15 protein-coding genes and 1 tRNA gene are annotated in these 13436 nt (G+C 51.0%); 3 read left to right on the plus strand and 13 right to left on the minus strand.

Features of this window, described 5'->3' with window-relative positions:
• Positions 1 to 387 precede the first annotated feature (387 nt).
• The 6 genes from C816_RS11520 to C816_RS11545 all read right to left on the minus strand — a co-directional run bounded on the left by C816_RS11520 (position 388) and on the right by C816_RS11545 (position 7403).
• A complete protein-coding gene (locus tag C816_RS11520; protein WP_016322562.1) occupies positions 388 to 1116 on the minus strand; it encodes a hypothetical protein in 729 nt (242 codons plus the stop codon).
• Complete coding sequence (locus tag C816_RS11525) at positions 1109 to 3325, minus strand: M1 family aminopeptidase (protein ID WP_016322563.1); 2217 nt, start codon at positions 3323 to 3325, stop codon at positions 1109 to 1111. The genes C816_RS11520 and C816_RS11525 overlap by 8 nt, the downstream gene beginning before the upstream one ends.
• Entirely contained in the window at positions 3322 to 4182 is an 861-nt protein-coding gene (locus C816_RS11530; protein ID WP_016322564.1) for an ATP-binding cassette domain-containing protein, read from the minus strand. The genes C816_RS11525 and C816_RS11530 overlap by 4 nt, the downstream gene beginning before the upstream one ends.
• A 67-nt stretch (positions 4183 to 4249) precedes the next feature.
• Complete coding sequence (locus C816_RS11535; RefSeq protein ID WP_016322565.1) at positions 4250 to 5719, minus strand: sensor histidine kinase; 1470 nt, start codon at positions 5717 to 5719, stop codon at positions 4250 to 4252.
• Positions 5697 to 6368, minus strand: coding sequence for a response regulator transcription factor (locus tag C816_RS11540; protein WP_016322566.1), 672 nt, complete (start codon positions 6366 to 6368; stop codon positions 5697 to 5699). The genes C816_RS11535 and C816_RS11540 overlap by 23 nt, the downstream gene beginning before the upstream one ends.
• 255 nt (positions 6369 to 6623) lie before the next feature.
• Positions 6624 to 7403, minus strand: a complete 780-nt coding sequence (locus C816_RS11545) for a CAP domain-containing protein (protein ID WP_016322567.1) — start codon at positions 7401 to 7403, stop codon at positions 6624 to 6626.
• A gap of 490 nt (positions 7404 to 7893) precedes the next feature.
• On the opposite strand from C816_RS11545, the gene C816_RS11550 reads away from it, so the two are divergent.
• On the plus strand, positions 7894 to 8343 hold the full coding sequence (locus C816_RS11550; protein ID WP_242832190.1) for a PIN domain-containing protein: 450 nt from the start codon (positions 7894 to 7896) through the stop codon (positions 8341 to 8343).
• 1 nt (position 8344) lies between these two features.
• On the plus strand, positions 8345 to 8572 hold the full coding sequence (locus tag C816_RS11555) for a hypothetical protein (protein ID WP_016322569.1): 228 nt from the start codon (positions 8345 to 8347) through the stop codon (positions 8570 to 8572).
• 255 nt (positions 8573 to 8827) lie between these two features.
• Here the strand turns inward: C816_RS11555 and C816_RS24925 are convergent, their stop codons facing one another.
• Together C816_RS24925 and C816_RS24930 are read right to left on the minus strand one after the other, a co-directional pair.
• On the minus strand, positions 8828 to 9355 hold the full coding sequence (locus C816_RS24925) for a site-specific integrase (RefSeq protein ID WP_016322570.1): 528 nt from the start codon (positions 9353 to 9355) through the stop codon (positions 8828 to 8830).
• Positions 9310 to 10044: a tyrosine-type recombinase/integrase gene (locus C816_RS24930; RefSeq protein WP_016322571.1), complete on the minus strand. Its 735-nt coding sequence runs from the start codon at positions 10042 to 10044 to the stop codon at positions 9310 to 9312. The genes C816_RS24925 and C816_RS24930 overlap by 46 nt, the downstream gene beginning before the upstream one ends.
• Before the next feature lie 130 nt (positions 10045 to 10174).
• Here C816_RS24930 and C816_RS11565 point away from each other — a divergent pair, with 130 nt between their 5' ends.
• On the plus strand, positions 10175 to 11320 hold the full coding sequence (locus tag C816_RS11565) for a tyrosine-type recombinase/integrase (protein WP_016322572.1): 1146 nt from the start codon (positions 10175 to 10177) through the stop codon (positions 11318 to 11320).
• An 81-nt stretch (positions 11321 to 11401) separates the two neighbouring features.
• Here the strand turns inward: C816_RS11565 and C816_RS11570 are convergent.
• From C816_RS11570 to C816_RS23705, 5 genes are all read right to left on the minus strand, one after another.
• A tRNA-Ser gene (locus C816_RS11570) sits at positions 11402 to 11493 on the minus strand.
• A 214-nt stretch (positions 11494 to 11707) separates the two neighbouring features.
• Positions 11708 to 11995: a hypothetical protein gene (locus C816_RS24540; protein ID WP_207636925.1), complete on the minus strand. Its 288-nt coding sequence runs from the start codon at positions 11993 to 11995 to the stop codon at positions 11708 to 11710.
• Positions 11928 to 12113, minus strand: coding sequence for an IS3 family transposase (locus C816_RS25655; RefSeq protein ID WP_081646334.1), 186 nt, complete (start codon positions 12111 to 12113; stop codon positions 11928 to 11930). The genes C816_RS24540 and C816_RS25655 overlap by 68 nt, the downstream gene beginning before the upstream one ends.
• A gap of 6 nt (positions 12114 to 12119) precedes the next feature.
• The gene (locus C816_RS11575; protein WP_016322573.1) at positions 12120 to 12674 is read right to left on the minus strand and encodes a DDE-type integrase/transposase/recombinase; all 555 of its coding nucleotides are present in this window, start codon (positions 12672 to 12674) and stop codon (positions 12120 to 12122) included.
• 429 nt (positions 12675 to 13103) lie between these two features.
• Complete coding sequence (locus tag C816_RS23705) at positions 13104 to 13367, minus strand: helix-turn-helix domain-containing protein (RefSeq protein WP_155978998.1); 264 nt, start codon at positions 13365 to 13367, stop codon at positions 13104 to 13106.
• Positions 13368 to 13436 lie beyond the last annotated feature (69 nt).

Below are 13436 nucleotides of genomic sequence, written 5' to 3' on the forward strand. Positions count from 1 at the left end.
TTGTTGTGTTTGTGGATGGCCTCTTTCGGTACGTCGATTTCCCTGACCACATAATTAGCCACAGACAGATGTGGAGTATATGGAGACACTGTTTTCAAAGAGTGCCAGAAAATAAATAGAACGGAGCAGAAATGGCTGTAAACCATCAGAATTTGTCTAAAAAATCTTTGCAGACTTCCTTGTTTTCTGCTATGCAAAATTTGATTGGGCATCCACTGAAATAAGTGAGAAAAACTGTGCGCTCCACGCTGAATGGAACGCACAGCTCGCAATTTTATGGGTTTTCTACTTTACACGTTATTATCCATAGAGCGACTGATACATAGAAAATGACACCGTTGAGTGTCGCGAAGAAGAAGCAGCAATATGTCTTGTTGTCATACTGAGTCACATAGTTTGGCAGCTGCTATTTCTCTGTACATTAGCAGCAAAAACAGCAAGAAAAGCCCCCAGAACGGTTAAGCTAATTTGATGTATTGCAAGCCAGCTTGGAATCTGAAACGCTGGGTCTAATGTTCCCATGGTCAACGGAAATTGAGAAAAGAAACCGCTCAATGAGAAATTGATTGCCGAGGGCAGAGGTAATACAGTTAATAAAATTACTGCCGCCATAAGAGCGTAGATCAGAGTATGGTTGAAGCGGCTCAACATTATTCCTGCCCCCAGGCAGAAGACAATGGGCGGGATCAGGGTCAATAGAGCGGGTAAAATCAGTTCCCCATAATCCACCCACCCAAACAGCGACACATAGAATCCAACCGCCAGGGCTGCAAGACACAGGCAGAGAATAGCCGTCGCTGTCAGCACCGCTCCACACCGCAGAGCCGCATACCGCCGCTGCCTGATTGGGGTGGCTTGGGTCAAGGGCCGGAGCAGACGCTCCTCCTTGGAGAAGAAGAACGCAAGGAAAAACAATTCTCCCAGGCAGATCAGCGGCAGCGCTTGGCTGAGATAGTATCCAAAGCTCCATGGGGAAAAAGGCGCTGTGTGAGCCACGCCCCGGACCACAGAGCCAGTCAGTGTCAGCCAGCCATATCCCAGGGACACCAGCAGAATACCGAAGAACAGCTTGTTCCACAGCAAGCGCCGCAGCTCATATCGAAATATTTTATTCAAGGTTTAAGTCCTCCTCTGTCAGATGGCAGGCATCCAGAAACTCCTGATAGGTCAGATAGGGATATTCCGGGTTCAGCTCCCGGCCAAAGAGACCTCTTAAAATCTCATCCATAGCCTCCTCACCGCCCACCAGTTGTTCAGCCTTCAAGATTTTCAAGGGCATTTCGTTATATTGCCGCATCCCTCGCAGATTGTTGGCGATGTCAGCCTGATACTGCTCCGGCAAGGCGGACAGGTACTCCGGGTGGCGGACATAGAAATCCTCGTAGTAGTCGTCTACGGCCTCCTGCCAAGCGTCCACAAAGCTGGCCTGGGCCTCGCGTTCCCCATACAGCGCCTTGACAATGCGGTAGGTGGTGTAGCAGGTCAGGCCCTCGGCAGACCAAATGCCGCTCTCATCCATGGGGTCAAACATATTCCCCAGACCCCACCACTGATGGACAAGCTCATGGATGGTCACCTGAGCGGAAGAGCTGCCCTTTGAACTGTCTGCCAGGTTATTTGCGGTAAAATCCAGCTCGTCAGCTAAACTGGCCCCGTCCCCCGCATAGCCTCCGCCGCTGCACCGGCTTTCAATCAGATTGAAGGACCCGTCGCCGTAAAAAGACAAGGGGCCGATATGCTCGGTACAAAATTCAATCGTCCGGCGGATCATTTCCGCAGCGTCCATAGCCTCCATAACGGACTGGTGCCTGCGGCTGTAATAGAAATTGACCGTAATACCTGCCGGTTCCACCGGAATTTCCTCCCGGATATAATCCCCGGCGTAGAGGATCATGCTGTACCCCTCGTCGGTCATGCGCCAAGTCTTTGTACCGTCCCCGTTTTCTTTGAGAAGCTCTGTGGCGCCTGAGCCAAACAGAACCGGCGTCATGTGGCCGGGAAGAACAATATCCATCATGGCGGGAAGCGTCTCCCCCGCATACAGCACATCAAAGGGGGCGGGGGAAAGCTGGTGGTTTTCCAAGCTCATGTAGGTATCACTGATTTCATGTCTGCCCTGGGTGGCAGAAACAAGGTTCCACTCCTGAGGAAAGCCGCCGTAGTCAATGACAAGCTCGATCTCTGCTTCAGCCGGGAGGGTGACAGTGAACATTTTTTCACCCATCGCCTGATAGCTGTCTACGGAGAAAGGTACATCCGCTCCGTTGGCCCGAACGGAGGCAATTTTATAGCCGGGGTCGATTTGAAACCGGGCATCCTGCTCTTGCCCGCCGGTGTTTTGAAGCTGAAACCTCGCCTGACCGTAAACACAGCCCGTTTTCGGGTCGGGACGCACGTCGGCGTATCGGCCAGAGCAGGTGACGGTCTCCAGAGGGGCCGGGCAAAAGAGAAAATCATAGTCCATCTCCGCCGTACTGCGGTCAACAAAGGGCTGGCCCGTATAGAGCAGGATGGAACAGACCGCCAATACCGCCGCTAACGCCGGACGGTAAAATCGCCGGATATTATGAGCAAATGAGCCGAGCGGTCCCTTCCCGTATTGACGCACACAGAGATAGGACAGCGCCCACAGTCCGGCTATTGCCAGCAGCCAGGTAAGCCGCATATAGGCCACCGAGCGAAAAATACGGTAATTGGAAAAATCATCGGAGACTGCCCAAACACATGGATTCAGCCAGCAGAGCTGCCATTTCTCCTTCCAGACCGTCAGACTGAGGGCGGCAAAGGCGGCAAAGAGGGCCAGAGACAAATCCGCCCGCCGGGTGAATTGACAGGCGGCGGAGGCGAACAAAATCGCCAGAGGAATCGCTCCATACATAAAAATCAGGTATATCAGCAGATAGCTTTTCAGATCAAAGACCGCACCCAGTTTCATTATGGCATACGGAAGCCAGGCCAACGTGGTAATGGCCTGGGCCAGAATGGAGACACACAGCAGCGCCCCCAGCCGGGTCAGGGCGGCGGTCATGGGAGACACCACCGCATGGGTCAAGGTTTCCATGCCGTCCCGCCGGAGCCTGTCCATACTCCAGACGGTGAGGATAGCAAATACGACAGCCCCCAAAATACCGCCAGCCAGGGCCGGATTTGCAAGATACATCCCCTGCATGGTGGTAACATAGCCGCTGTCGCTGCTGGAATACAGAGGCCGGTAGACCGTCAGACCGGCAACCGGAGAGAGGGCGGTCAAAAGAATTGCCAGCCAAGTAAGGCGGTTCTGGAGCAATCGAGTCAGCTCCAAACGAAATTGCCGCAGGGTGTTCATTGAATCGCCTCCCTGGAGATGAGATAAAGATAGGCATCCTCCAGCGCGGGCTCCACCTGTTCCACAAAATCAGGAAGTTCCTCCGCCACGGCGCGGCAGACGATACCCTGGGCCGTGTTGACACGGGAGGTAATATGCAGGCCCACCTCCTGCCGCCGGTCTTTCTCCCAAAATACACCAACGTGGCCCACAGCTCCGGCGATCAGCTCGGCGGGAGTACCGACAAAGCGAATACGGCCTTGATGTATTACAATCAACTGATTGCACACTGACTGAACGTCCTCGATAATGTGGGTGGACAGAAGCACCAGCCGGTCCTGGGCCATTTGGGAAAACAGATTGCGGAAGGTGATCCGCTCCTCCGGGTCAAGGCCCACCGTAGGCTCGTCGAAAATCAGGAAATGAGGATTGCCCAGGATGGCCTGCGCGATTCCTACCCGCTGGCGCTGTCCGCCGGATAGAGTACGGATTTTTGCTTTCTGCTTTTCCTCCAGATTGGTACTTTGGATAGCGGCGGCAATGGCCTCCTTGCTGTTGACGATTCCTTTCAGCGCCGCCATGTAGTCCAGAAACTGCCAGACCGTCAGCTCGTCAAACAGTCCGAAGGACTGGGGCAGATAGCCCAAGCGGGCTTTCAACAAGCGCTCCTGCTTCATCAGGGGCTTTCCGTCTACCGAGATCGCTCCCTCCGTGGGGAGAAGGCCCGCCACCAGGAGCTTCATCAGGGTGGACTTTCCCGCTCCGTTCGGCCCCAACAGGCCGATCAGGTTCGGGCTGCTCAGGTTCAGATTGATTCCCCGCAAGGCGGTTTTACCTGACGGGTAGGTCATGGATAGATTAAAAATCTCCACATTCATCTGTGTTTCATCCTTTCCGCTTGAGATTGCAGTCAGGATAACAGAAGAATGTGGAGTTCGTTTGTGGTTAATATGTGGTTTGTGTGGAGCTTGGCAGAATCAGTGTCGCACAGACACCTCTTTCGGAGTTTTGGATTTGACAGCTTCCCCCATGTTGTTCCACTATTTTTTGAACAAGATAAAGTCCTAATCCGCTTCCGCCTGTCTGACGGCTCCGGGATGGGTCGCTGCGAAAGAACGGCTCAAACAGGTGCGGCAGCTGCTCCGGGGCAATATGCGCTCCTTCGTTTTCTACATTCAAAATAATACTGCCCTCTTTCCTACAGGCGGAAATCCAAATCTTGATGCCCTCCGGCGAGTGGAGCGCAGCATTAGAAAGCAGATTGCCCAGGGCTTTTTTCAAAAGCGCTGGGTCTCCTGCACTCCAGATTCCCGACGGTAAATCTACGATAACTGTTTGTTCTTTCTGCTGGAAAAGTTCATCGTAATTTTGCAGACAGTTCCGAATCAGAGCGGTGAGTTCCACAGGAATCATAGACAGCTCCCCACCCCTTTCCATACGGGAGACAGTCAAAAGCTCCTGCACCAAGCTCTCCATCTGGTTCGCCACAGTCAGGCTGCGGGCCAGATATTTGTCCCGATCTGCGTAGACGCCAATTCCGTCCAACATCCCGCCCAGCTGACCCTTCAAAACGGTGATGGGGGTTTTCAGCTCATGGGAAACCGCCGAGAAGAAATCCCGCTGGGCCTGCTCCAGCTGCTGTTCCCGCTCCACGTCTTTTTGAAGGGCAGCATTCGCGGTCTGGAGTTCCTGCATGGAACGGGATAGGTGATCCGCCAGTTCGTCCAGATTGTGGGCCAACGTACCAATTTCATCTGTACGCTGTTCTCCGCACCGCCAGCTGAAATCCAATTCAGACAGTTTTTGGGAGATTCCGCTCAATCGCACAATGGGCCGTGTGATGAAGTGCGCGTAGAACAGGGAGGTAAGCACAGACACCAGCAGAATGGCCGCGGCCAGCCAGGGCCAGATATGTCCCAAAGCCTCCGCCGCCTGATTGACCGCGCGAGTGCTGGCAAAGATCAGCAGCTGACAGTTTTCGGAGGAATCCTGAAAAGAAAACTCGGTTCCAATACAATGTACGATATAATCCTCGTTTTCTTTGTTGGGCTGAATGCCCTCGACCGACGAATGGGTCGGCGTCATTTCCCATTGCCCATGTTCTCCTGTCGGTATGATGTCGGAGGGGTCAACGCCACCGACAACATTCCCCGCGGAATCCTGGATACTCACCGGGACGCCATACTGAAACGTGAACTGTGAGAGGAGCGGCCCACAGTCAGCCAGTGTATATTCTTCCAGCTGCTTTACCAGACGTTCTGCCTGGGCAGCCAGCAGACGCTCCTGATCTACTGTGTAGGTCAGCGGCATAAGCTGGGCAATCAGGCCATAGGTCAAAGCACAGACTGCCGTCAGCAGCAGGCAGGTAACGAGGAAAATTTTTGTTGTCAGACTAGTTTTCAGCTTCGTAATCAATGCGATACCCCACCCCTCTGATGGTTTCGATGTAATTCAGTTCCAGCTTTTTTCGCAGATTCTTGATATGTGTATCGACAATCCTCTCGTCGCCATAAAAGTCATAGCTCCATACCCGGTTCAACAGCGTTTGCCTGGATAAAACACGCCCTTGGTTTTGGAGCAGGACCTTCAGCAGTTCAAACTCTCTTTGGGTCAAATCAACAATTTGCCCGGAAATGTAGACCTTGTATCCCTCCAAATCCAGGGTCAGAGCTTTATATGCTATCCGACCGGACATGCTGTCTCCCATTGTTCGGCGCAGAACTGCACCAATTTTACGGAGCAAGACCGGCATGGAAAAGGGCTTTGGAATGTAATCGTCAACCCGCAGGTCAAAGCCTTTTAATTGATCTTCTTCGCTGTCGAGCGCTGTCAGCATGATGATTGGAATATCTGATTCCTCCCGAATGGCCCTGCATACTTCATAGCCATTTAAGCGGGGGAGCAGAATGTCCAGCAGGATTAAATCGACATGGGAGCTGCGGAATACTTCGATGGCCTGTTCGCCATCAGAGGCGGTAACAACCTGATAGCCCTCATTTTCCAAATAGTTCTGCAAAAGCTCCCGGATGTCGTATTCATCCTCGACCACTAAAATTTTCACCATGTGATCCACCTCACCAACGCGATTATAGCAGAGAATTATGAATTTTGTGTGGAGTTTTGTTTTCTGCCGCTTTTTAATCATTGATAGAATTTAGCTCTGGTATATTGGCCCCTAATTCATTGTTTTCTGCTATGCAAAATTTGAGCAGGAAGTCTGCGCTTCCGGGTGTCATATTTTCCTGTCTGTACTCTGCTTTTGCCGCTATGTAGGAGAGCCATCCAGCTTCCTGGACGGCCCTCCTTGAGTACTGTTCTCTTATGCATAGAAGTTGACGCTGTTGGGGATCCCGACAAACATATAGCAGTAGGTGATGCCGTCGTACTGGGTCATGCCCACGCCGATGCAGTCACATCTGGAGTCGATCATCGTCTCGAAATGGCCCGGCGAGTTGATCCAGTTGTCGACGGCGTGTTGGGCAGCGTCGGCTGTGCCGGTGAACACGGTGAGGTTGTCACCGAAGCCATAGGGGTAACCGGCATCTGCGGCGGCTTTACTCTCCTCCGGAGCGTGGTGCCAGGTGTAGCGCTGGTTGGAGCAGGCTTGTGCTGCGTTCATCAGGGCCTCATTGACCGGCAGCTCTGACACTCCATTGGCCTTTCTGGTCTGGTTGATGAGGCGGATCATCTCCTGCCGTATCTCCATATTGTCTGTCAGACCAGCGCTGTCCCCGCTGGCGGTGGTTTCCGGCATAGCTGGAGTAGCGGGACCGACCGTCAGCGTCACGCTCCCGTGTTCCCCGGCGCTGTTGGTTGCCGTGATTTCCGCAGTCCCCTCCGCTTTGGCGACAGCAACCCAGAAGGTCAGCACCTGCTCCACCGCCACTGTGTCCGGGTTGCTGGAGGTAACAGTGTAGTCCGTACCGCTGGGGCCGATGATGAGTCCGCTACGGTCTCCTACCTCCAGGGTACTTCCCTTGTAACTGCTCACCCGGACAGGTTCGTCAGGCGCTTCTGTCGCCATGGCGGGGATGGCGAGGGGTGTTGTGAGGATGGCTGCCGTCAATGCTGCGGTGATGCGCTTTTTCGTACTGGTCATTTGCATTTCCTCCTGATTTCTGTATTTTGTGTAGGTTTCGCAAGTGACACAATATCGAAACAGAAGAGGAAAGTCGATAGGGATAAACGGAGAAATACAGGGGGGAAAATTAAGCGTATTACACAGTACTTTGTTGTGTTTGTGAAGGAGCTTTTTCGGTGTGACGATTTTCTTGACCACATAAACAGCCACAGACAGACATGGAACTCGTGGAAACACTGTTTTCAAAGAGTGCCGGAGAGTAAATGAAACAGAACAGAAACGGCTATAAACCATCAAAAATTGTTTAAAAAATCTTTGCGGACCTCTTTGGATACACAGGTGCACTCCGCGAGGCCCTTGTCGTGGACTGCAGTTTCCTTTCCGCGTCCAACCCATAACCTAACCCAAAACAGGGAAAAACAGAGGAAGAAACGATAGCTGCTTCCAAGTTGCGGGGAACCCCTTTTCATTTTGTGGAAGCTGTGGTATACTATCAACAAGCAAGGAGGTGGGCAGATTGCGTGTATATCTCGATATGTGCTGCTATAACCGCCCCTATGACGATCAGTCGCAAATCAAGGTGTCCCTGGAGACCCAGGCCAAGCTGCACATTCAAGATTTGATTCAGAAAAAACGCCTGGATTTAGTCAGTTCTTATATGCTGCGATATGAATGCGGACAGAATCCCTATGAGATGCGGCGGAACGCAATCATGCAGTTTATTGATACACATACAGCGGCTTATGTCGGTTTGGAGCGCAGGAAAGAAATCGAGGCTATCGCTAAAAGGATTATGGACACAGGGGTTAAGTTCAAGGATGCCTGTCATGTAGCCTCGGCTGTTTACGCAAACTGTGAGTATTTTATCTCCACAGATAAACGGCTGTTGAAATACAAAACGGATCAGATCAAGCTGGTAAATCCAATAGACTTTGTAACGGGAACGGAGGATGAATGATATGTCTCCCAGTACGGCTGAGATTATGAGCAGGGGCATGAAATGCCTGATGGAGCAGTTAGGCGTTGTGGATGCGGAACGCTTCGTGGCCACAGTGATTCGGGAAAAATTTGACTACACACGTTGGCAGCGAGAGTATTTTGATGGAAAGTCTCCGGAAGAAATCCGCCAAGAGGCAGAGATGTTTGAACAGAAAAATCCCTACACCGGGAACGCCGTGCGGCTTTGACCCAAATTTTGACCCAGAACACGAAAAATGCCGGCGGAACCGGCGGATACAAGAGGAGCGGAACGCATCAGAGATTGGCCCCAATAAGCTCAAAGAGGTGCGGAAAGGTTCAAACCACACTTTGAAGCACAGCTCATAACCCGGAGGTCGCAGGTTCAAGTCCTGTCTCCGCAACCACACCCACCCCTTAGAGCCGCAAGGCTTTGAGGGGTGTTTTCCTTGCTTTGGGAGAGGCGGTTTCCCTTGTTTTTTCCCTTATTGGAATTTACGGCCGGAAACCGCCTGAATCTTCTTTTCCATCCGGTCAGCGCTGGCCTGTTTCATCTGGGCGGTGACATGTCCGTAAACGTCCAGCGTAAAGGCGGCGGTAGCGTGTCCCAGGTTTTCCTGCACCGTCTTAATGTCATCCCCGGATTGAATCGCCATAACCGCATATGTATGTCGGAGGTCATGAAACCGAGTAGACGGCGTTCCGATTTCTTTCACAAGCTCTTTGAAGCAACGATAGATTACACGGTGAGAGAGGAATCCCCCAACTTCATTGGAAAATACAAGGTCCTTTTCTGTCCAACTCTTTCCCGCTTTGAGCCGCTTTCCGTTCTGTTCCAGTTTTTGAAGCCGGAACAATTTTACCACAGAGGGCGCAAGCGTCAAAGTTCGGGTTTTGTTGTTCTTGGGCTTGGAGAAGTAAAATTGGCCGTCCTTGTGCTGCTCCCGGCGAAGCTGCTGCTTTATCGTCAGCGTTCCATTATCCAGGTCCAGGCACTCCCAGGTAAGCCCCAAAACCTCCCCCTCCCGAATCCCTGAAAAAGTGCGATTTTATACAGGTATTCATAAGGGTGTCCATGGACTGCTTTCAAGAACTCGGAAATCTGGTTATCGTCCAGGGGCTGAATGTCCTTTTTCTCTACACGGGGAAGCTTGCAAGCGTCCGAGGGGTTTACCCGAATCACACCATTTTCGACCGCTTGCTGCAACGCCTTGTGAAGAATCCCGTGAATGTTCTTGATCGTCTTTGGAGAAAGAGGTTTTCCGCTCTCCTGGTTCTCACTGGTAAGCTGGTTATAAAGCTTCTGAATCATCGGAGTGGTTAGGGAATCCAATTTGACCGCGCCTAGGTTCGGAACGATATACAGGTCTACATTCCGGCTGTAAAGTAATTTCGTTGACGCTTTCACGTCTCCCATATAATCTTTTTGCCAAATCTCAAACCAATCTTTTACGGTCAAATTAGACGGTTCCTGATAGGTTCCATTATCCACATCCAGGGACATTTGCTTTAACTTCTGGGCAACCTCTTTCTGGGTCTTGCCGCTGATGGAACGTTGAATTTGCTTTCCGGTTCCCGGGTCATAGCCCACCGTGCAACGGGCTTCCCAATAGGAATATTTCTTGCCATTTTTCATAACGGACTTTTTGCGGATGGTGCCGTTACCGTTGGCGGCACGGCCCATAGATTTTGTGCGTGGCATATATCCTCCTTATCCGCCACGCAGACGTACTAAAAACTAAGATTATTATACATCATACGTGGCGGATAATCAACTTTTCTGGATAATTTTATGATAGAAATTCTAAAAACGCAGACTTTGGGACGCGGATTTGACGCCCCACCCGAACACTCTTGATGGCCCTGCTTATGAGGCCCGTGCTACGGTCGGTTATGACCTGGGGACCGGGAAACAGATTCAACGCTCCGTCACAGGAAAGACCCAAAAGGAGGTCCGGCAAAAGCTCTCGCAGATCGTTGTGGACCTGGACGAGGGAACCTATATTCAGCCCTCGAAGGAAACGGTTGGGGCGTGGCTGGACACTTGGGTTGATACATACGTCGTTCCGAATGTGAAGCCCTACACGGCGGATTCTTACCGCTCGATTTGTGAAAACCATGTGAAGCCCGCTCTTGGCAGGGTGAGGCTGGAACAGCTTACTACTCCTCAAATCCAGCAGTTCTATAATAAACTGCAACGGGAAAAGGGGCTGTCCGCAAAGACCATTAAAAATGTTCATGGGGCGCTTCACAAGGCTTTGAATCAGGCTGTTAAAATTGGTTCTATTCGCCACAATCCCGCCGATGCCTGTGACTTGCCGAAGGTGTATCAAAAAGAAATCGCGCCCTTGGAACAGGAAGAAATCTCCCGGTTCCTGGAGGCGATTCAAGGGCACGCCTATGAATTGCTGTTCCTGGTCACTCTGTTCACCGGTATGCGGCAGGGGGAGGTCCTGGGCCTTACCTGGGACTGCGTAGACTTCCAGAGCAACACGCTTTACATCAACAAGCAGCTGCAAAAGAGCAAGAAAGTGGGCGGAGAATACCAGTTGATTCCCACGAAGAACGGCAAGGCCCGGCTGATTACCGTTGCGCCCTCCGTCATGGCGGCGTTGAAGCGGCAGAAGGTCAAACAGGCGCAAGCGCAATTGTGCGCCGGTCCCGCCTGGGAGAACAAAGAGGGGTTTGTATTCACAAATGCCCTGGGCGGACACCTGGCCCATTTCACGGTCTACAAGGAGTTCAAGAAAATCGTTTGCAGTATCGGCCTGGACAATGCCCGATTTCACGACCTGCGCCATTCCTACGCCGTGGCGGCAATCGAAAGCGGGGACGACATCAAGACCGTGCAGGGAAATTTGGGCCATGCCACCGCCGCCTTTACGCTGAATATCTACGCCCACACCACCCAAAAGATGCGCCAGCAGTCCGCCGACCGGATGGAGCGGTTTATTCAAGCGGTCTCAGGGGCCAAGTAGCAATCAGGGCATAATAAGGGAAAAAATAAGGGAAAAAGCAAAGAGAAAACCCTGTAACCATTGCGATTACAGGGTTTTTCATGGCGGAGAAGGAGGGATTCGAACCCTCGAGACCCTTTAGGGGCCTACATGATTTCCAATCATGCGCCCTCGACCAACTAGGCGACTTCTCCATAGCTGCTCCAGCATTTTTGCATATACAGTTGTATCATACGAAAAATAACAACATTGATATTATAACAGAGCTTTCTCCAAAGTCAAGCCCCTATTTTCAAGATTTTTAAGAAGCGGGGTAAAAAACTAAAAAATCAGTGCAGAATGCTATGACAAAAGAGGCCGCAGTGCCAGTCACCGAACAAAATTTTTCCCTAGAGGGTGTCTTCAAACTCAAGGAATCCAAACGAGGATGGCGGCAAGCAGGGTAAGCGCAAAGAACAGGCAGGGACGTTTTTCATATCTGGTGGCAAAACGGCGATGAGTGAAGTGCCCCCAGTCGAGTAGACAAAACAGAGAAAAAAGAAAGGCAAGGACTATCAGAAGATGATCTCCGTTCTTATTTGCCTCCAACAGCCAAGAATTCCATAGGTGCCATACAACCAAGTCTCTTCTAATATCGTTCACAGTTGTAAAAATGGATGTATGAAGCAATCGCATCACAAAGCTGATCATACTCATCAAAATGATACAAGTAGTATATCTCAGATTTCAAAATCCCCCCAAAATCCTCCATAGGCGCATTATCCAGACATTTGCCTGGAGGAAACATGCTTTGGCAGATTCCAGCTTTTTTCATTCTCTTTCAAAAGGCGCGGCTGGTATATTGAGTGCCCCGGTCACTGTGGACCAATGGACGCGCATCAGGATACCGTTGAAACGCCTGCTCAAAGGCTTCAAATACCAACGCAATATGATTCCCCTGACCTAATGCGAACCCCGTAATATTTCTCCCGTATAAGTCCAAGATTGCGCATAAATAAACTTTTCCGCCCATCCCATATTTGAATTCTGTTACACCTGTCAGCCACTTTTCATTGGGCCCTTGTGCTGTAAAACTTCTGTTCAAGATATTTTCTGCAAGATATTCCGCAGAGATTTTCTTCCTGCGTATTCGCTTTTTCCTCCTGCATACAGAGCAAAGGTCGAGAATCTGTATGAGCCGGTGTACCCTCTTCAGATGATACCTCACTCCATACCGCCGCTCCAAAATCATCTGCATCTGCCGGTAACCGGGAACGCCGCGTTGATTTTGGTATATCTCAACGATCAGATGTGCCAGCCTTTTAGCTATACTACCTGGCCCGACTGATGTCCGCTGCGGAGCAGAGCTTGTACACAGGCCAATGATACGCTTCATGCAATTCCTTGACGGTTTGATAGGCTGCTTCATGCCTTACTCCGCTGAAGTTTGGCAGTTGAGCCCCCCGCCAGCAGATTTGCTGATATTTCTGCTGTACCGCTAGTTCCATTTCTAATTCCAGGTTATTTGCCCGTAGGCGGCGGTTCTCTGCAGCGAGTCTGGTAGAATGATGGACACTGGCTAATCCCTCCAGGCCGGCCTTTTGCTATCTTTGCACCCACCCATAGATCTGCAGGTATGTAAATCCAGAGTGAGCTGCAGTCAGCTTATAGTTTTTCTCATGAGCAATACAGTACTCCACCGCCGCTTTGCGCTCTTCATAAGATACCACGGTCAATTGACCACCCCTTCTGCCGCCAGGAGAACGGAATCCTTTTGACCATTATACAACATAAACCATTGTTCCAGCTGTGATCTTGATCGCAGCTAATATTTTTTGCAGACCGCTTCTATACTCATCTGTCCAGACAGGTATAATTCTACCGCTTGCTGGTTTACAATTGCTGGATAGTGATGATTCCCTGCTTGGTGGCGTAGCCATTCCTCTCCAAACAAATCATAATTCAGCAGCCATTTCTGCAGTGTGCTGCGGTGTACTCTAAATCTTTTTGCAATTTGACTGAGACTTCCGGCTCCGGCATAGCACTGTTCCACTGCATGAATTTTCGTTCCCGTACTGATCGATGCCATAATGATGCTCCCTTTCGTGTAGTGTGTAAGTTTTTCTCGCTTTGTCTACTCTGTGGGGAGCATGTCATT

Source organism: Oscillibacter sp. 1-3 (assembly GCF_000403435.2).
In the GTDB taxonomy this organism is placed as follows: domain Bacteria; phylum Bacillota; class Clostridia; order Oscillospirales; family Oscillospiraceae; genus Oscillibacter.